The organism is Pedobacter sp. (genome assembly GCF_045627485.1).
Taxonomy (GTDB): Bacteria; Bacteroidota; Bacteroidia; order Sphingobacteriales; family Sphingobacteriaceae; genus Pedobacter.
In genome coordinates this window covers 1-19648 of the sequence record NZ_JAZQNU010000063.1, presented here as the reverse complement: position 1 = coordinate 19648, position 19648 = coordinate 1, and the positions used below count along the sequence as shown (strand labels likewise).

The 19648-nt window shown below is 40.8% G+C and carries 17 protein-coding genes; 2 read left to right on the top strand and 15 right to left on the bottom strand.

Annotated features, from left to right (window positions below; translation table 11 throughout):
- Positions 1 to 180: 180 nt before the first annotated feature.
- The gene (locus ACR2F3_RS04765; RefSeq protein ID WP_432708836.1) at positions 181 to 468 is read right to left on the bottom strand and encodes a hypothetical protein; all 288 of its coding nucleotides are present in this window, start codon (positions 466 to 468) and stop codon (positions 181 to 183) included.
- Between the two features lie 139 nt (positions 469 to 607).
- Here ACR2F3_RS04765 and ACR2F3_RS04760 point away from each other — a divergent pair, with 139 nt between their 5' ends.
- Complete coding sequence (locus ACR2F3_RS04760; RefSeq protein ID WP_432708835.1) at positions 608 to 2383, top strand: aminopeptidase P family N-terminal domain-containing protein; 1776 nt, start codon at positions 608 to 610, stop codon at positions 2381 to 2383.
- Here ACR2F3_RS04760 and ACR2F3_RS04755 read toward each other — a convergent pair.
- Both ACR2F3_RS04755 and ACR2F3_RS04750 read right to left on the bottom strand, forming a co-directional pair.
- Entirely contained in the window at positions 2380 to 3594 is a 1215-nt protein-coding gene (locus ACR2F3_RS04755; protein WP_432708834.1) for an anhydro-N-acetylmuramic acid kinase, read from the bottom strand. The genes ACR2F3_RS04760 and ACR2F3_RS04755 overlap by 4 nt on opposite strands.
- Positions 3595 to 3615: 21 nt before the next feature.
- Positions 3616 to 4140, bottom strand: coding sequence for a DUF6702 family protein (locus ACR2F3_RS04750; RefSeq protein WP_432708833.1), 525 nt, complete (start codon positions 4138 to 4140; stop codon positions 3616 to 3618).
- 162 nt (positions 4141 to 4302) lie between these two features.
- Between ACR2F3_RS04750 and ACR2F3_RS04745 the strand changes: the two genes are divergently transcribed.
- Positions 4303 to 6672 carry a M1 family metallopeptidase gene (locus tag ACR2F3_RS04745; protein WP_432708832.1) on the top strand — a complete coding sequence of 790 codons (2370 nt, stop codon included), beginning with the start codon at positions 4303 to 4305 and terminating at the stop codon, positions 6670 to 6672.
- A 117-nt stretch (positions 6673 to 6789) separates the two neighbouring features.
- On the opposite strand, the gene rfbA is transcribed toward ACR2F3_RS04745, so the two are convergent.
- From rfbA to ACR2F3_RS04685, 12 genes are all read right to left on the bottom strand, one after another.
- Positions 6790 to 7650 carry a glucose-1-phosphate thymidylyltransferase RfbA gene (rfbA, locus tag ACR2F3_RS04740; RefSeq protein ID WP_432708831.1) on the bottom strand — a complete coding sequence of 287 codons (861 nt, stop codon included), beginning with the start codon at positions 7648 to 7650 and terminating at the stop codon, positions 6790 to 6792.
- Between the two features lie 58 nt (positions 7651 to 7708).
- A complete protein-coding gene (locus ACR2F3_RS04735) occupies positions 7709 to 8275 on the bottom strand; it encodes a DUF3109 family protein (protein WP_432708830.1) in 567 nt (188 codons plus the stop codon).
- Between the two features lie 10 nt (positions 8276 to 8285).
- The gene (locus ACR2F3_RS04730; RefSeq protein WP_432708829.1) at positions 8286 to 9065 is read right to left on the bottom strand and encodes a DUF3108 domain-containing protein; all 780 of its coding nucleotides are present in this window, start codon (positions 9063 to 9065) and stop codon (positions 8286 to 8288) included.
- Positions 9066 to 9096: 31 nt separating this feature from the next.
- Positions 9097 to 9612 (bottom strand): DUF2480 family protein, encoded by a 516-nt coding sequence (locus ACR2F3_RS04725; protein ID WP_432708828.1) that lies wholly within the window; start codon positions 9610 to 9612, stop codon positions 9097 to 9099.
- Between the two features lie 63 nt (positions 9613 to 9675).
- On the bottom strand, positions 9676 to 11772 hold the full coding sequence (locus ACR2F3_RS04720; protein WP_432708827.1) for a SurA N-terminal domain-containing protein: 2097 nt from the start codon (positions 11770 to 11772) through the stop codon (positions 9676 to 9678).
- Between the two features lie 120 nt (positions 11773 to 11892).
- A complete protein-coding gene (gene lptC / locus ACR2F3_RS04715) occupies positions 11893 to 12420 on the bottom strand; it encodes an LPS export ABC transporter periplasmic protein LptC (RefSeq protein ID WP_432708826.1) in 528 nt (175 codons plus the stop codon).
- A gap of 55 nt (positions 12421 to 12475) precedes the next feature.
- Entirely contained in the window at positions 12476 to 13801 is a 1326-nt protein-coding gene (locus tag ACR2F3_RS04710; RefSeq protein ID WP_432708825.1) for a hypothetical protein, read from the bottom strand.
- Positions 13785 to 14540 (bottom strand): type III pantothenate kinase, encoded by a 756-nt coding sequence (locus ACR2F3_RS04705; RefSeq protein ID WP_432708824.1) that lies wholly within the window; start codon positions 14538 to 14540, stop codon positions 13785 to 13787. The genes ACR2F3_RS04710 and ACR2F3_RS04705 overlap by 17 nt, the downstream gene beginning before the upstream one ends.
- Positions 14541 to 14617: 77 nt before the next feature.
- Positions 14618 to 15535, bottom strand: coding sequence for a DUF6427 family protein (locus ACR2F3_RS04700; RefSeq protein ID WP_432708823.1), 918 nt, complete (start codon positions 15533 to 15535; stop codon positions 14618 to 14620).
- 95 nt (positions 15536 to 15630) lie between these two features.
- Positions 15631 to 16617, bottom strand: coding sequence for a glycosyltransferase family protein (locus ACR2F3_RS04695; RefSeq protein WP_432708822.1), 987 nt, complete (start codon positions 16615 to 16617; stop codon positions 15631 to 15633).
- 9 nt (positions 16618 to 16626) lie between these two features.
- Positions 16627 to 19113, bottom strand: coding sequence for a hypothetical protein (locus ACR2F3_RS04690; RefSeq protein WP_432708821.1), 2487 nt, complete (start codon positions 19111 to 19113; stop codon positions 16627 to 16629).
- 84 nt (positions 19114 to 19197) lie between these two features.
- Positions 19198 to 19467 (bottom strand): DUF4834 family protein, encoded by a 270-nt coding sequence (locus ACR2F3_RS04685; protein ID WP_432708820.1) that lies wholly within the window; start codon positions 19465 to 19467, stop codon positions 19198 to 19200.
- Between the last annotated feature and the right edge of the window lie 181 nt (positions 19468 to 19648).

Sequence of the window (19648 nt, the reverse complement as noted above, 5' to 3'; positions counted from 1 at the left end):
TCGCGCTGGCTGAAAGCCATAAAAGAAATCAACGTAAATGAAATAACAAGTAATATTTTTTTCATACAGGTAATTGTGCCTTTAAGTTTGCGAAAGTATTAAAATTAACACAGTTTTCATGAAGATCTACTGTATTTATTAATGCTAAGCTCAACTATTAGACCAATTCTACAAAAACTATTATTTGTCCTCTTCCTGGTCATCTTCGCTCTCTTCTTCACTTTCTAGTTCATAGGACGGCCGCGCTGCCTCATAGGCTTGAGCAAGAGGCTGCTGCTCTGTTGTACCTTCCATCGATGCATGGATCACGCCACTAAATTCTGAAGGTTCTTCACTGGTTTGCGATTGTTCTTTATCGTCCATTTCCTGGCTCTGTTCGTCTTGGTTTTGATCATTCAGACTTTGGTTTTCCTGATTTTGGTTTTGCTGGTTTTGAACATTCTCGTTTTCGTTCTCTGGTAAGTTCATGATCATTGGGTTTAAGTGTTCCTGATTTAACAAAGCATTTGCAAAAGTGTTTTCGCAGGGTTTAATGCCTTCCTACACCACTATGACAGCCAATAATTTGAAATGACTAACTTTGTTTGACAACAATTACTGCGATACAATGACATATAAAGAAAAATTATCCGCAATACGCAAACAAATGGAGGCCGATAATGTACAGGCTTACCTGATCCCTTCTGCCGATCCGCACATGAGCGAATACCTACCAAAACATTATAAATGCATTCCCTTTGCCTCAGGTTTTAGGGGTTCGGCCGGAACTTTAGTGATTACCCAGGATTTTGCCGGTTTGTGGACGGACTCCAGATATTTCGAACAGGCTGCAGAACAGTTAGCGGGGAGTGGTTTTGAACTGGTAAAATTGAAAGTGCAGCACATGCCTGAGTATATTGACTGGTTAAACGATACTTTAGCGCCAGGCGATGTGGTGGCGACAGATGAGAAGTTGCTGTCTATTCTTTCCGGAGATTTGTTAACGCTCAACTTAGGAAAAAAAAGAATTACGCTAACCCATAAAGATTACCTGGATCCCATTTGGGAAAACCGACCGGCGTTACCTACAGATGCCGCTTTCTTAATTGAAGATGAGCATATCGGGCAAAGTGTAAGTGCTAAACTAGCGGAAGTAAGAGCCGCATTAACGAAACATCAGGCAGATTTCCATTTGGTTTCTTCTTTAGATGACATGGCCTGGCTTTTTAACATCAGGGGAAAAGATGTGAATTACAACCCAGTGGTACTGAGTTTCGCTTTGATTAGCCAGGACCATGCAAAAATCTACATCGACCCAGCTAAATTAACAGAAGCTGAAAAACAGACTTTGTTAAAAAGTGGGGTAGAAGTTATTGCCTACGATGAAATTGAACGTGATTTGTCTTTATTGCCTGCTAATGCTTCTATATTGATCGACCCTAAACGCAACTGTTATGCTTATTTAAAAGTATTACCTGCTAGTGTGAAGGTAATTAAAGAAACCAACCCATCGACCGTTTTGAAAGCGGTTAAGAATTCAACCGAGCTTAAGAATACCAGGGCAACCATGATCAAAGATGGTGTAGCGATAACCCGTTTCTTCAAATGGATTTCTGAAAACATAGGTAAAATAAAAATAACCGAACTTTCTGCAGCAGCACGGTTGCGAAGTTACAGAGCGGAACAAGAAGGTTTTATCGGGGATAGTTTCACGACGATCAGTGCTTACAAAGCACATGGTGCATTGCCACATTATTCAGCATCAGCTGAGAGTGATTCGGAATTGCAACCAGAAAGTTTATTCCTGGTTGATTCAGGGGGTCAGTATTTTTATGGCACCACAGATATTACCCGTACGGTATCTTTAGGCAAAAATACAGAGGAGGAATGTATCGATTATACCTTAGTGTTAAAAGGCATGATTGATGGTTGTAAGTCACGTTTCCCAAAAGGTACCTGCGGTTACCAGATCGATGCCATTACCCGCAAGCCAATTTGGGAACATGGTATTAATTATGGCCATGGAACCGGACACGGTGTAGGTTATTTTTTAAATGTGCATGAGGGACCGCAGGTGTTTAACCCAACCAATATACCTGTGGCCATTGAACTGGGCATGATCACTTCCATTGAGCCTGGCATTTACAGACCTGGCAAACACGGCATCAGAATAGAAAACTTAGTAACGACCATTGAAGATGCCAAAACCGAATTTGGTGAGTTTTATGCTTTTGAAGCACTTACCATTGCACCAATCAGCACCAATATCATTAAAAAAGACTTGTTAGAAAATAGCCAGATCCAGTGGTTGAACAGCTACAATGCCATGGTATTCGAAAAACTAAGTCCGTTTTTAACGGAAGAAGAAAATAACTGGTTGAAAAAAGAAACTGCTGCAATTTAGGCCGGCAGACTGATTTTACCCATTAACACAGATGGCAGACCGGGGCGGCTTCCGAAATCAAGCCGCCCTCCTGTTATACATTCATTGGCCAATAAAGCGAAGAGCACTGCTTCTTTGGCATCGGGATCTACATCAAGCTCGCTGGTGTTCCTGATTTTCTTATGTAAAAGTTCTTCCAGCTTTTGCAGGAGCAATGGATTATGCATTCCTCCGCCACTGATATAAATTTCAAAAGCTAAAGTTTGATCCTGGTTTAAATTTAATGAACGCATAGCCCTTTCTACTGCTGCAGCAATGGTGGTAGCGGTGTATTCACAAAGGGTAGCCAAAACATCTTCATGTTTGGGTTTAACACCCAATTTGGCTAAAGCTTGATCCAGGTATTGAAGGTTAAACAATTCCGGACCGGTTGTTTTAGGAAACGGCAGGTCAAAGAATGGCTCATCTACTAATGCGGCAAGTAATTCGGGATGCACCTGACCAGCACTAGCCAACAGGGCGTCTTTGTCGTAAGCCAAATCCGGATAGTGTAATTGCACGTATTGATCCATCATCGTATTTCCAGGGCCAACATCCGTCGAGAACACCTGATCTGCACTTTTTCCTGATGGTAGATATGTAAAATTGGCAATGCCACCGATATTCAAAAGAATACGATTTTCGTCAGGACTGGAGAAAATCAGGTAATCGCCATAAACGGCAAGTGGCGCCCCTTCACCTCCAGCGGCAATATGTTTTTGTCTGAAATCGCTTAGCGTGATTACGCCTGTTTTTACAGCAAGGTGGTCGCCATCGCCGATTTGGAGGGTGGCGTTGGGCCAGCAACTTTTTTGGTGTTTGGTTATTGGGGCATGAAAGATGGTTTGCCCGTGGCTGGCAATAACATCAACCTCTTCTACCTGTACTCCCCATTCCCTTAAACATTGCAGAACAAGTTCTGCATGGTAGGTTCCAATATAAGCGTTTAAGAGCGTCAATTTCTGTAGATCTACCTGCTCCTTAAAAGAGATCGACTTGAGTTCTTCCTTAAAAGTTGATGGGTAGGGAATGGTTTTGAACTGCAATACCTTTATTTTGGTAGCCAGCCCGGAGCCTTCAAATTGGCACAAAGCCACATCCAGGCCATCTAAGGAGGTACCCGACATTAAGCCGATGATGATTCTACTGGGCGCCAGGGAAAGTTCGTAAAGTTTTTTCAGGTAGGGGTTCATGGTTTTACGGAATCGAATAATTTATTCAAAGATAACCGCTTTTGTTTCCGGATAATCAAGTTTGTCGCTTTTACGCTTGCCATTTACCACTACATGCATGATATTGGTCTGGTCGTCAAATAAATCATACATTAAGGTATTATAGACTTCCAGTTTTTTTAACGATTTTATCGGTGCGGATTCTACATAAACGATGACCGCCTCCCTGTCCTTTTCAAAGCCAAGGTAATTTAAGATTACCGGTTTACCATTTGCCTGAAACTTTAAATGCATGGCAATATATTTTTTTAGCAGCGAGTTCATGGCCTCGTGTTTGGCTGGTGCGGATAGGTCCGCTGGCACATTAAACTGTTTTTTTAATGCATCCTCCATATCGTCTGTAAACAAACGGCAACTAATTTCTAATGTTCCACCTTTAGTAGTATAATTGATATCCATGCTGCTTAAATGCAATGGATGCAACAGGCTGATTTCACTTGCGGCACTACTGTTATAATCAAGCGACCCCGTTTGTACCGGGGATGATGGGATTAAACCCAGTAACATGAAACAAAACACTAAGAATTGGCTAAATAGTACGGTCATGATGTAAATTCACAAGGCCTTTTAAGCGGAGTGCGGTTAATTATAAGCAATTGTTTAGTGTTTTACAAAAAAACGTTTTAAATTTAGCTACGCAATTAATTTGTGTCATAAACCGAAGCTTCTATGAAGAAAATTTTTACCCTGATTACCCTACTATGTACTTTCACCGGATTAACGCATGCTCAAAACATTCGAAATAACCCTGACAGCAACCATGGTAATAAATTTGAACAATTAGGAACCATATTACCTACGCCTAACGAGCAACGGACAGCAAGCGGTGCTCCTGGAGTGAAATACTGGCAACAACGTGCTGATTACGACATTAAATGTACGCTTGACGAAAAAAACCTTTTACTTACTGGTGAACAAACTGTTACTTACGTGAACAACTCCCCAGATGTGTTGACTTACCTATGGTTACAGCTTGATGAAAATGAACACAGCACCATTAACAACGCTAATTACCAGTCGAGCTCGAAAATGCCCAACATCGCCACAACAAAAATGGTCGACAGGTTGCAAGCCACCAATAAGGATAACGGACTTGGCATACAGATTAAAAAATTAACGGATGCCCAAGGCAAAGATTTACAATACACGATCAACAAAACGATGATGCGTGTAGAAATTCCTGCTGGCTTAAAATCCGGACAATCCTTTGTATTCAATGTAAACTGGACCTATAAAATTGCAGATCGCATGGATATTGGTGGTCGTGGTGGTTATGAGTTTTTCCCGGAAGATGGTAACCACTTATTTACTATGGCACAATGGTACCCACGTTTATGCGTGTATAGTGATTTCCAAGGCTGGCAGAACCACCAGTTTACAGGACGTGGTGAATTTGCCCTAACTTTTGGAAACTTTAAAGTGGAAATGACCGTTCCTGCAGACCATATCGTTGGATCTACCGGTGAGTGTTTGAATTACGAAAAGGTGTTAACCCCTGAACAATTAACCAGGTACAATAAGGCCACAAAAGCCACTGAGCCCATAGAGATCGTAACCTTGGCAGAGGCTAAAAAAGCGGAAACTACAAAAAAATCAGGCACAAAAACCTGGATATTCCAAGCCAATGACGTGAGGGACTTTGCCTGGACTTCTTCCAGAAAATATGTTTGGGATGCCATGGCACAACCTATAGAAGGAAAATCAGTGTTGTGCATGAGTTTTTATCCTAAAGAAGCCTATGGGTTATACAGCAAGTTTTCGACTAAGGCGATTGCCCACACCATCAAAACCTATTCTGATTTCACCATTCCTTATACTTATCCGGTGGCTCAAAGTGTGGAAGCAGCCAATGGAATGGAATACCCGATGATTTGTTTTAATTATGGCCGTACAGAAAAGGACGGCACTTATAGCGAATCAACTAAAAACGGTATGATCGGAGTGATTATCCATGAAGTGGGCCATAACTTCTTTCCAATGATCGTAAACAGTGATGAACGTCAATGGACCTGGATGGACGAAGGTTTGAACTCATTTTTGGAGTACCTCACGGAAGAACTTTGGGATAATAAATTCCCAACAAAAAAAGGGCCCGCTTACACCATTATTGATTACATGAAACTTCCTAAAGACCAATTGGAGCCGGTGATGACAAATTCTGAAAACATTGTGCGTTTTGGTCCTAATGCATATTCTAAGCCAGCCACTGCGTTAAACATCCTTAGAGAAACGATTATGGGCAGAGAGCTATTTGATTACGCTTTTAAAGAATATGCAAGGAGATGGGCTTTTAAACACCCTACTCCCGCTGATTTTTTCAGAACAATGGAAGATGCCAGCGGTGAGGACCTTGATTGGTTCTGGAGAGGTTGGTTTTACAGTACCGACGCCTGTGATATTTCTTTGGATTCTGTGAAATATGCAAGACCTGATTTAAACGCCAAATTGCCACCTGCAAGAGAACGCCTGGTTGCGATAGATAAACCGGCAGTGAATGCTTTTGAAGACATCTCTAAAATTAGAAATAGAGAAGATAAGTCAACTACTTTTTACACCGACCAGGACAAAAACACCAGAGACTTTTACTGGCGATATGCACGTGGTTTAGAAAAAGTGGATACCACTGCTCGTAAACAGTCCATTGACATGCCAATTGAACCTTTATCTGCGGCTGATCAAAAGAACTATGCTAACAAACACTTATATGAACTATCTTTCAGCAATAAGGGCGGCTTAATAATGCCTGTGATTGTAGAATTCACTTATGGAGATGGTACTAAGAAAATAGACCGCATTCCTGCACAAATCTGGCGTTTAAATGAAAACAACGCTTCGAAGGTATATATTGAAGATCAGGAAGTGGTGGCGATCAAATTGGATCCAATGCGCGAAACAGCTGATATTGATGAATCGAACAATACCTGGGGTGGCCAGGCGCAGCCGACCAAGTTCCAATTGTTCAAACAGAAATCTGGTGGTGCAGCAAGGGGACAATCTGTAGGACCAAATCCGATGCAGGCCGCAAAGAAATCAAAGTAATTACTTTTAAAACATAATGAAAAAAGGTCCCGATTGTAATCAATCGGGACCTTTTCATGTCAAGCTTTTTTGTTTCCAAGCCCTGCGTATACAAATAAGAATGTATTTTACAATAAATTATTTGACCATTTTTAGCAAGTATGCACCATAACCGCTCTTAACCAGTGGTGTGGCAATTGCCCTTAACTGTTCTTTATCGATAAAACCCATACGGTAAGCAACCTCTTCAATACATCCGATTTTCAAGCCCTGACGCTCTTCAATTACTTCAACAAATTGGCCTGCCTGCATTAAGGACGCAAAAGTTCCTGTATCTAACCAGGCGGTTCCCCTGCTCAATACACCAACTTTAAGTTTTCCCTGTTCCAGGTAAACCTTGTTCACATCAGTGATCTCATATTCTCCACGTGGTGAAGGTTTGATATTTTTAGCAATTTCTACCACACTGTTGTCATAGAAATAAAGACCTGGAACGGCATAGTCAGATTTGGGTTGCGTGGGTTTCTCTTCAATAGAGATCGCTTTATTATCAGCATCGAATTCTACAACCCCGTAGCGTTCTGGGTCTGATACCTGGTATGCGAAAACCACACCACCTTCGGGATCTGCACTGCTTTGTAATAAGCGCGACATGCCATCGCCGTAAAAAATGTTATCACCTAATACTAATGCCACTTTATCATCTCCAATAAAATCAGCACCAATTACAAAAGCCTGAGCTAAGCCATTTGGCTCTGCCTGTACGGCATAACTAAACTTACAACCTAAACGGCTTCCATCTCCTAGAAGTTTCTCAAAATTTGGCAAATCGTGAGGCGTCGAAATGATTAGGATTTCTTTAATCCCTGCAAGCATCAATGTCGACAATGGGTAATAGATCATTGGTTTATCATAAACCGGCATCATTTGTTTGCTCATCACCAGGGTTAAAGGGTGCAACCTGGTGCCGCTTCCCCCTGCTAGTATTATTCCTTTCAAATTATAATATTTTAGTTTCGGTTAATTATTACTTTTGGTAAAGATAACAATGTTGTACTTACACGCCTAATCTAACACTATCTTCCAGCTGTGCATACCACTCCGCACCATATTTCCTGATGAGCGGACCTTTCAGAAACTGGTAAACCGGAACTTTCAACTCACGCCCAAACGTACAGGCATCACTACAAATGCTCCAACGGTCATAGTTTAACACATCAAATTCTGGGTATTGCGTAATCCTAATCGGGTAAAGGTGACAGGAAATAGGTTTTTGCCAATCTACCAAACCTTGTTCATGTGCTTTCTCAATGGCGCATTTTGTGATTCCGTTTTCAAAGGTCACATAAGCACATTCTTTATTGCCATCTACACAGGGAGTGGTTAGGTCACCATCTGCATCGACTACCGAAGTACCGTATTTTTCAATGGCCTCGATGCCTCTCGGCGCCAGCATATGTTTAATCACAGGGTAAATCTCTTCCAGGATCGCCTTTTCAGCATGCTCCAATGGTGCACCAGAATCGCCTTCCACACAACAGATCCCCTTGCATTTATTTAAATTACACACAAAGTTTTCACGGATTAAATCTTCATGTACCAAGGTGTTTTGTACTTCTATCATTGTAATCGTATTAATCAATTTTAGCTAAGGGATATTTCAATCCGGTAGCAGAGTTTATTTCCATGGTCACTGCACCTACCAGTATCTCTACTTCGGCCTTTACAGGCACCCTGTTGCCATCATCGGTAATCCAGAGGTACAACCTGCTGTCTTTTCTGAAAATCCGCCCTGGCTGTATAGAAGGGCTAAATTTCAAGCACCTGATAGTGCCAAGTTTGCTTTTCACCACTTCTTTCCCTATATATTCAATTTGTAACTGCGATATCTCATCTCCCAGGAAATAATTCAAAGCAAACTTGTCGCCGATTTTCATTTTTGAAATATCCAGGCTCCTTGCAAAATAATAAGCAGAAACCAGGTCGAAAGTCTGATTGGTAGGTCCGGTGAAAGTACCCCGGTTCGAAACCACTTTACGGGTACTTTGCGTAAACCGTGCTTTGTCTTGACGACGATATTTTCCCTCTCGGATATTTTCCTGGTAAAAATAAGGGGTGAGCTGCGTTTTATCAATATATGAATCGTAATGATCCCTGATTTTATAAAACACATCAAATGATCCAGAGGTTCTGGCATCAACCGATAACTTATAGGTTGGCTTACCGTCAAACTTCTGGTCTGAATTTGTTACCCTGATTGTTGCTTCGGCAGCTGTAATAAAGCCGTACTTAAGTTTGTAGGTAAGTACTTCGCCTGGCTGAAATACGGATTCTTTTAAAAATGGTAATTGCTGAGCGTAAGTAATATTGCTGGTTAATAACGTAAAGATGGCAAACAGGTAGGTATATCTCATACACAGGCTTTGCAAAAAGCTTTCCAAATTTTTAATCCTTGCGTTTAAATACTGGAACCGTTGAACAAGGCTCCCCATACATGATACTTTTAACTACGGGTGTAAGCAAGTTGGTCAACTCTACATAAGCAGAAGTTGGCACAGCAATATCACCGCATCCTTTGATTACCACACGTTCATTTGCATAAGCATTGAGGTCGATCTTAGCCAGGGCCTTGGTAAATAATACGGCTTCTAAAACCTCCAGGCTGCCAAATACCACTTCATTGGCATAGGGTTTCATCCGGTTAGACAACAACATGTAAGCCCAAGTGGGAACAATGGCATCTGCAGAACAGATAATGGCCACGTTCTTACCAGCATATTGTGTCCAGTCGTGTGTTTTAATAAATTCCCTGAAATCTTTTTCCCTTAACATAAGTCCATGAAAAAGATTTTCCTTGATATCATATACCAGGCGTTCTCCGGTCGGATAATAATCCTCCAGGTTTAGAGTAACCAACCCACTGGCGGCTACTTTATTAACAAAATTTTCCTGTATCTCCATGGTGCTAAAATAAAAAAACCGGAAGCAGTGTTGCTTCCGGTTACAAAATTACATAAAATAAGATTAATAGAATTTCACCCTATTGTCTTTTATCTCGCTTTTAGCAATTAATGCCTGGAAAGCGGAGCCTAAAGAGCGCTGAGTAAGAGACATTAACATAGTTTCTTTTAGTTTAAACACATTAGCTAAAGGTGCAGGTGTGCTAAATGCGTTTACACTAAACACATAAACACCTCTTTCACCTGCTACCGGAGCAGATACTTTAGCAACCTGTGATCCGAATACCGAACCTACCAGTTTATTCTCTTGTCCAACTCCTGGAACTACAGGGTTAGCAAATACAATGTTTTCCACTGGCACAATTGGTTTAGCTACTTTTTGCGCAACCTGGTTGATATTAGCAGCACCTTTTACAGCGCTATTCATTTTCTCGGTAAGCATTTTAGCTTTCACCTCCTGGCGTACCAAAGGCTCAATATCTTTCTTAACTGCTTCTAAAGGCAATATTCCCTTAGGTCTGATTTGTGTTAAACGAGCAACCACAAAGGCATTATCCATGGTATAAACCTGGCCTAATACTTCACCAGCTTCTGCTTCATAAGCATCTTTGATGATCGGACGTGGATTATCCAATCCTGGAGCGTAACCCTGGCTTGCGGCAACTTTATCAGCTATCGCTACAGTATAACCGTTTTTCTGTGCCACAGCACTAAAGTTATTATCTTTTACCTGGCTAAGGAAGCTAGTGGCCTTTTTATATGCGGCATCTCTTGTTTTGCTGCTTGGCGCTAAATTTTTCTCAATATAAGCCAGCTTCACCACTTTTGATGAACCAACTTGTTTTTCGATCTTAATTAAGTGTACTCCAAACTGTGAACGTACCACTTTCAGGTCACCAACTTTACCGTTAAATGCAGCATTCTCAAATTCAGGAACCATTTGACCACGACTAAACGTACCTAAATCGCCACCTTTATCTTTTGAACCGTCAACACTGTATTGTGCAGCTAAGGTCGCGAAACTAGCGCCATTCTGAATTAATGTTTTCAATGAGTCTGCTTGTTTCATTGCTTTATCTACACCACCTGCTCTGGCAGCATCAATTAAGATATGACTTGCCTTAACCGAATCTGGTGAAAAACGAGAATCAACTACTTTAGCCAGTTTGAAAGAGTTACCAGACAATACCGGTCCATAGAAACTTCCTGCTGGTAAAGAGAATACTGCAGAATCTACCTCTGGGTCTAAAGATCCTTTAGTTAGGTAAGTATAAGGAACCTTAACATCAGAATTGATTGCTGAAAACAGCGAATCGTTTTTAGCTGTTTTAAAATCAGCAGCTAATTTATTTACTTGAGCCCTGATGGCTGTGGAATCTTCTTTAGTTGGTTCAGCAGAAAAAGTAACATATTCAAATGTTCTGGTTTCTACCGGATTGTCAAAACGCTTTTTGTTCTCGTTATAGTATGCTGAAAAATCTGCATCTGTTAGTTTCAAGGTTGCATCAGCAATAGAAGCATAATCCAAAGCTACATAATTGAAGCTGGCCAATTTGTTTCTGTTGATATACTCATCATTAGCTTCTAAGGAAGTTACGTACAGAGAGTTTTTAATCAGGTTACCATACTTTTCTTGTAAGGCTTGCTTCTCTATTTCTTCTTGCAAAAGATCCCATTGTGCTTTTAACTCTGGATTTTGGCTTTGTTGTTTTAAACTGCTTATAACAGCAGCACGGTCAACCTGACCTGTTTGGGGGTTGCCGAAGTATTGTACAATAAGCGGACTAGGATTTTTACCTTGTAAAAGGTCGAACAATTCATCGCTGGATACAGTTAATCCTAAACGATTGTATTCTTTATTTAATAAAACATTGGCCACTTCACCGTTCCATACGTTCTCTACCGCCATTGCCTGCATTTGAGGGTTTGAACCGCCTCCGTATTGTTGTTGTAATTGTGCCTGACTTTGTTCTACTTTTTTACCGAATTCTTCGATGTCAATAGATTCACCGTCTATCGTTCCCACTACTCGTTGAGACTCAGCCCAGAATGGCTTACCTACGTTAATCGCATCGCCCAACAAAAATGCAACAATTGCAAAACCGATAAAGCCAATAATGATGAAGCCTGCACGATTACGCAAAAATGTCATTAAACCCATAATATTCTTATTTAATTTTTTTAAGAGGGCGCAAGATACAACTTTTGCCAAAAAAAGAAAATTAAAAAGGCAATTGAATAAGTATTTATAAATTAAGGGAATAAGTAGTGTTAGATTCTGCTATTGATCGGTCAGATCACCCTTGATATAGGTTTCTGCGTAACCTTGCTCAAAGGTAGTAGTACTGAAATCTTGGGGTGCAGAAAAGTTTATGGCATCTACAAAGGATCCATCGGGTCTTTTTACAACTCCTTTAGGGGAAAAGAACATCTTTTTGTTTTGGTCCCAGGTCAGTTCTTCCGTATTAAATGTCATATTTTCAGTAACCACCACCACGTTTTTACGAAAGATGATCAGCTGTTCGGTCTCTTTCATAATCGCATACTCGGAAGTAATACTCCCTGTTTTAGTCTGCAAATCACCATAAAAGTCAACACTCACCCCTTTGGGCATTTCCTGATACGTTTTACCGTCTTTGGGACTCACTTTATCGAGTACGGGGGCAAAACCTTTCGCTTTAACTTTGGCCGAGTCACTGTAAATTACCTCAACACCTAAAGAGCGGTCGCGGGTAAAGGCCACTTTACTAGCCGAAATGGCAGCAGCCTTTTTTAGGTCATCCTCATTACAGGATGACCACAATATCATTTGTGTTAAGCCCAGTATAACTAATATACCATATCGAATACCGAGGCTATTCATGTTAGTCGAATTTGAACTTTCTAAACCATTTATCGTTCAGGGTAAAACCTAAGCTGAAATTAACATAGTTTTCCTGAAGCAGACCATCAGAAGTATTTCCTCTCTTACCAATTTCTGTGGTAAAGTTTAATTTATAAAATGATAATCCACTCGTGGCACGTGCCAATGGAACACCAACCCCGAAAGTTAAGGCCATCTGTTTAATATCATGCTGGTTGATTTGAACATATGTTTTGTCGTAAGTAAAACCTAACCGGTAATCCATACGTTTGAAAAAACTATTGATGGAGTTAATATCAGGCGTAACCTGTGTACCCACCGAAAAACCATTGGTATTCTGCAGTCCCAGGCTCTCCCCGCCAATGCTGGCTTCAGACCACTTACCCATGCGGTAATCAGCACCGATTAACCATTTGTTATCACGTTGTATAGTGAAGCCGAAATTATGTATCAATGGCAGCTTCAGATCAGTTGAACTTCCAACATTATTCACCAAAGTATCTAAAGCAGAATTCTCTTCGCCCATGGAGTTCTTGGAATATTGCGTAACCACCATCGACCTGGTTGATGACACCTTTGAGGAAGACGATCCAGAGTAACCTAGAATAATAGATGTTTTGCTATCCAATGGAATATCATATTGCACACCATAAGAGAAGGTGAGCCCACCAATACTATTTTTGTCCTGCATACGAGAATTGATGGTATTATTCGATACTGTATCTGGGACAACCAATTCTGTAGAACGGGAATTCTGCAGGTTACCAAAAAGGTATTCTACATTAGCGCCTATTTTAAGGTACTTTCCGAACCTGTAACCGTAACCAATAAATCCTTTATTTAATCCGCCCTCGCCACTGTAGATATAATCTGCTTGCTGTGCATCTGAATTTGGACCATTACTCAACGTAACCCGGTTAGTAAAAGAATAACCTAAATCAGTATAAGGAACCACCCCAAAACTCAAGGCAGACCTGCTGGATACTGGAATACCAATTAAAAGATGGCTAAGGGTTCCGTTAAAACTATTCTCAGAAGTCGAACCGTCATCTAATGTAGTCAGGCTACCCATTATACCGATGTCGACTGTTGTCAGGTTAATTCCTGGGTAAGAAGCCGGATTGTGCATATTTACATTACTGTAACCACTAGGCTTATATACACCGGTAGAAATCCCGCCCATTCCACGTAACTGAGGCGTAACAACGCCCCTAATGTTTCCAACACCGAATTTACTGTATGGCGACTGTGTGGTAACCTGTGCCTTTAAGTTCATGCTGATTAGCACAACCATAATGGCAGTGATATAACTAATTCTTTTGTACATATTCAAATGCAATGACTTCATTTAATCCTTTTAATACTAAGTATGGTTCGTGAATTACCTGCTCTGCAAATTTATACCCTTTTAATTGATTCAGGAAAAAGGGTGCGTCGCCTCCGGTGATCAGCACTTTTATTTTATTGTTATTCGTAAACGGCTTGGTGATGAACCCTGCCACCTCATGCACTGCACCTTGCAATACCCCATGCTGTATAGCAGTAAAGGTATCTATTCCTTCGGGAATCACTTCATCAGGTGCCGGCTTTTTAACCAGTGGCAACCGCTCGGTATAATGGTTTAATGCCTGAAACCGCATTTGCAGTCCTAAACTAATACTACCCCCATCATAACTGGCATCCCCATATAAAAGATCATACGTAATACAGGTTCCTGCATCAATGATCAAACAATCTTCACCAGGATATAACTGGTATGCGGCAATAACCTTTGCCCACCGGTCTAACCCTAATGTATCAGGCGTTTTATAGTTGTTTTTAATCCCCGGATTGATTTGGGTAGAAAATTCAAAATACCGGCTATTGGCCCTCAGCAGTTCTTTAACGTCAACTTCTTCTTCATTTACACTGGAAACAGTAGCACAATCAATTTGATACTGCTCCAATAATGCCGCTATCCTGCGGGTATCAAGTTTGGGAACCGATTCAAATGAAACCAGCGTCCTGGATTTAAAAACAGCGATTTTACTGTTTGTATTTCCAACATCTATAACCAGGTTATGCATGGCCTACAGCTACAAACTTCATGGCACAAAGCTATTAATCTTTAGCAAGTTTCAAGGGATCAATTTGTTAAAAAAAGTTAAACGAACAAAAAGCACTGTATCGTGATGACCAGTATGAGGAATAAACTTTCATAAAACCAACGCTTTGTGGCGTTTGAAAAATAATAAGCCAGCAATACGGCACCTGGAGGAACACATAACAAAAAATGATATAAACGAAAGCCGGGTTTGGCATAACAGCTGACTACCGCCAATAGAAACATAAAAAATAATGCCTGAAAGGCTTTTCTGGTATAGATGAAACTGCGGAAAAAATTTTTCCTTAGTTGTATCATGGCCAGCACCATCATAATGGCCACAGGCACTAACACCAGGTAATCGTTATAGTTGATCTTGAAAATAACAGGAAATTTATTGGTCAAAGGAAGCCAGATCCGGTAAAAAAGCCCAAGCTGGTCCTGCCAGTAATAATATACCGCAATAAAGAAAAAGACCAGAGCGAAACCCACCAGACCAGAAAGCCATTCGCGCCAGTTAAATGAACGGTATAACAACAGAGATAGCCAAATAAGCGGCATCATGGCTACAAAAGGAAAATATATAAGGGTGCCAATGGCAATGATCATCCCAATGTCGAACACCAGCATAATCGCATTTGGTGCTTTCCCTATTTTCAGGATTTTATCCATGACCATGATCAGCAGAAAGTTGCACATGAGTACCGGGCTAAGCACTAGAAAAGGTAAAAACAGACTGGCCCCGGTAATGTATAATAAGGCAGGCAGGTAACCTGGTTTACTTAACAAACCATGGTTATTTACCACGCGATTAAAAATTAACGCTTGCAGGAATACGATTAATCCAGCACATACCACGTTAAGTGTAGGACTAATGATATTGCCAGCTATAGGAATGTGAAAAAACAGTTTAGCGTAGGGTTCCACAAACTCAAAGTTCAGCATGGGAGGCATGTCCACGAAAATCGCAATCCGCATAAAAAAGGTATACGCGAATAAATAAAGGACGTTTATGGGGTTTATTGTTCTGAATTGGTTAATCATACCGGTTTAAGAACTCAAAGTAAAGGAAATTATCTGGCAAAGCGGCTCACTACTTCATCAATAACCGCAGCGGTTTCATCAGGGAAGTCAATTTTGTATTCCTGAGGGTTCTCGACCCAGCTTTTCAAGTTTGGAAGCCAGTTCCTATTACTCCCCCAGATCACAGGAAAACCTAGTTGCTTTAAAGCATAAGCATTACATTGCTGTTCGTATTGAAAACGCATCGGCATAACTAACAGCTTTTTCCCCAAAAATAATGCTTCAGCAGGACCTTCAAAGCCACCACCGGTGAATAAACCAGCACAACTGGCAAGGCTCTGGTTAAACTCGGAGTGATCAACCGGTGAAACGTCTACATTATTTGCCCGGTATTTGAATTTGCTGTGCTTGGAAAAAACCTTCCACTGCACATTTGGTAATTGTTGTAGCAGGGGCACCAATATTTTGTCGTCAATAGCAGGCAAATAAACGGTATAATGTCCATCGTTGCTCACCTTCAGGTTTCTTATTTCTGAACGAATTACGGGCGTATTGATAAAATCATCGTATTTATGAAAATGAAAACCTACATAATGGGTGGCTGGTGCATAATACTTCATTACCAGCTGGGCCCAATCGATGCTTTTAGGCTTTGGCACCTTCTCCGACTGAAAAGCTGCCTGGTGACTTAAACCTACACTTTCTATACCCTGCATTTTACAGGCCCAAGCGGTAACAGGTTCAAAATCGTTAATGATGAGGTTGTAATCTTTCAATGGAATCTTCCGCATGTCGGTTACAAAACGCGGAAGATTCATCGTTTTAAAGGTTTCCAAGTGGTGGACGCCTCCCTTTTTACCAAAGATGAAACTGAATCCATGCAACTGGTACTTTACGGGCTGCTCCAGTTTAACGTCACTTTGAGTTCCGCTGATCAATAAATCTACTGCGCCATGTTGCTGCAGCAAAGGAACAATTTCCCTGGCACGGCTGATATGGCCATTACCGGTTCCCTGAATCGCGTAAAGAATCCTCAAAGTTTAAGCTTAAGCAGTTTTTTTTCTCTTGTTTTCGCTGTAAAAAGCAAACCCTAAGGCTACTACCAGTAGTAACGATCCTGCAAGTGAAATCTTTTCTCCCGTATAATAAGAAGTTGGCTCAAATTTAAACTCAACCGTATGGTTTCCTGCTTCCAGCTGGGCGGCACGTAATACGTAATCCGCACGGAAATAAGGTTTTTTCACTTTATCTACGTACATGTTCCATCCTTTGTCGTAATAGATTTCAGAAAAAACAGCGATTACATCACTTGGCGCACTGTAAGAGTAAACCAAATGATCAGGATGATAACTTTCCAGCTTAATCATCGCATTAGGGCCACCTGAAGTGATTTTCTTCTCGTCAATTAAACCTTTATAACGCTCGTCAACGATAGCTTCCTTTTTTGGATCAAAGCTACTGATGGCCTTCATTTCTTCATCGGCATCTTTAACATACTGCACACTCTGTACAATCCATGCATGACCCGCAGCTGTAGGGTTACGCTGCATTTTATAAGATCCGTTTTGCGGATCCTGCGTAATCAGGTATTTTGTATTAAGCATATCAAGAACATCCTGATTGATACTTTTCGAAAATTGGTTATCGATCAACTCTTGATAACGTTTTAACTTAGCAGCATGGTAACCGCCAATTGTCTTATGAAATTGTGATGCACTTGCATCCTGAAAAGTAGAAATGGTTAAATCCAGTACCCTGAAATCCGGATCCTGATCAGCAATTATAAAGGTATCTACATCTCTTGGCTGAAAATGATTTTTGAGATCTACTTTATTCGCAAAGTTGTTGTTGTTTAAATAACGACGATCTACCTGCCACATATCAATCAATACCGCAAAACCTAATAAGATCAGCGTCACGGAAAGATTCATCTTCTTGGTGATGTAAGCCCAGATCAAGCCATAACCAACAGCTATAAACAATAAAGAACGAATGGCGTCGGCACGTGCAAGACCAGCACGGTCAGCAATAAGTGCATTACCAATTTTCATCGCTTCAGCACGGTTGTTCTGCAACATCTGCGTTAAAGCATCTACCATTAAACCATGGTTTGATGTGGTAAAGCTGAAAAATGCCGTAGGCATAATAGCCACCAATAAACATAAACCGCCTGTAATTCCTGCAGCAATGTTTAGTTTTTTAACAAGCACTTTCTGCTCATAGGCACCTTCTATCGCTTCCTTAACAGCAAGGATGGCCAACAAAGGAACCAATAAACTAACAACAGCAATAATGGATTCAACAGCCCTGAATTTATTGTATAATGGGAAATAATCGAAGAATATGTCTGAGATTAAGGGGAAGTTACTGCCAAAGGACAAGAACATAAACAATATGGAAGTACCAAGAATCCACCATTTCAGACGGCTGCGTACGATCAATAAACCGAATACAAAAAGAAAGCATATGATTGCCCCAAAGTAATAAGGCCCGGATGTAAAAGGTTTACCACCCCAATATTGCTGCAATCCAATTTGTCCAGCTAATTGCTGAATAGCTTGTGTAGGGTTACCACCGGTTAGTGCGGCTAAGGTTTTATAGGTTTCACTTTCTGGATCGGCTAAAGCTTCAATACCACTTGCACCACCATATAAGTCAGGAATTAGAAAAGTTAAACTTTCGCCTACACCCTGGCTCCATCCATAAGCGTATTCTTTTGTTAAACCGGAATTTTCTTCCGCTTTATTAGCTGATGTTAAATTTGATTTACCACGATTAGATTCTAAACCATATTCATAGGTCGTCCAAAGTGTACTGGCATTCACCATTAAGGCAAGTACGCCACCCATAGCCAGGAATCCGATACTTTTACCGAACGGCTTTAGGCGTCCCTCTTTATAAGCATAATACAATTCTATTCCTATGAAAATTAATAGGGCAAGAAATAGGTAATAAGTCATCTGGATATGGTTAGAACGAATTTCTAAGGCCATAAACAAGGCAAATAAACTTCCGCCGAGCCAGTATTTACCTCGCAGGGAAAGAATCACCGATGCAATTATCGGTGCAAAAAAAGCAATGGCCATAGCTTTATTGCTATGCCCTGCGGCAATTATGATAAAATTATAAGAGGTAAATGCAAATGCGATGGCACCTACAGCGGCCAGATAGGGCTTGACCTTTAATACGCTAAATAAGAAGTACGCACCTAAAAGATATAATAAAACCACATCCACTGGATCCGGAAACACAGTTTTAATCAGGGATATCACATGTGTAGCCCCATTCATTGGGTATTGTACCCAAATCTGGTAAGCAGGCATACCACCAAACATTTGGTTCGTCCAAAGCGGCCCCTTACCCTCTTTGGCTTTGTAATCCATAATTTCTTTTTGCATGGCTTTAGCCTGCAGTACATCACTTTGCGCCAGGCCTTTGCCTTGCATGACAGGGCCGAAATAAGCAAAACAGATAATTACGAAAAATCCGATGATGGCTAAGTGCGTGCCATTTCTTTTGAACCAAGTATTCATTAAGGGTTATTTAATATAAAACTAACCCCAAAAATATAAAAATGAAGGAAATAAGCAGCCTTTAAAACGGAATTAAATATTTTATTATTTTAATTCTTCATATTCAACGAAATCACCCAATTTGTCGGCATTGCCTTTCTTAGGTTGTGGTGGCATATATTCAATGGAAATGGACCCTTCTGGTTTAGGATTAGCATTATACGCCGGCCCGCGCCCGGCACCAGCACCAGCGCTCGCTTGACGCTGCATCTTACTGAACATACTTTTCAGTACCATTGGAAACACCAGCCTCAATATAATTCTGATTACCCATATTACAAAAATGGTAATCATGATAAATTTCAATAAACCCATGCTCTTTTCTTATAATGTTTTACAAATATGACGGTTTCCGTCTTTAATTATTACAGGGAGCGCTAGAAATTGCATTCTACTTACACATTCTTCCCTGTTTCCCTCAATGGCCGTGCCATAGGATAAAGGTAACACAAATGTGTTTACTCCTCAACTACCTGTGCTACACGACCTACCTGCC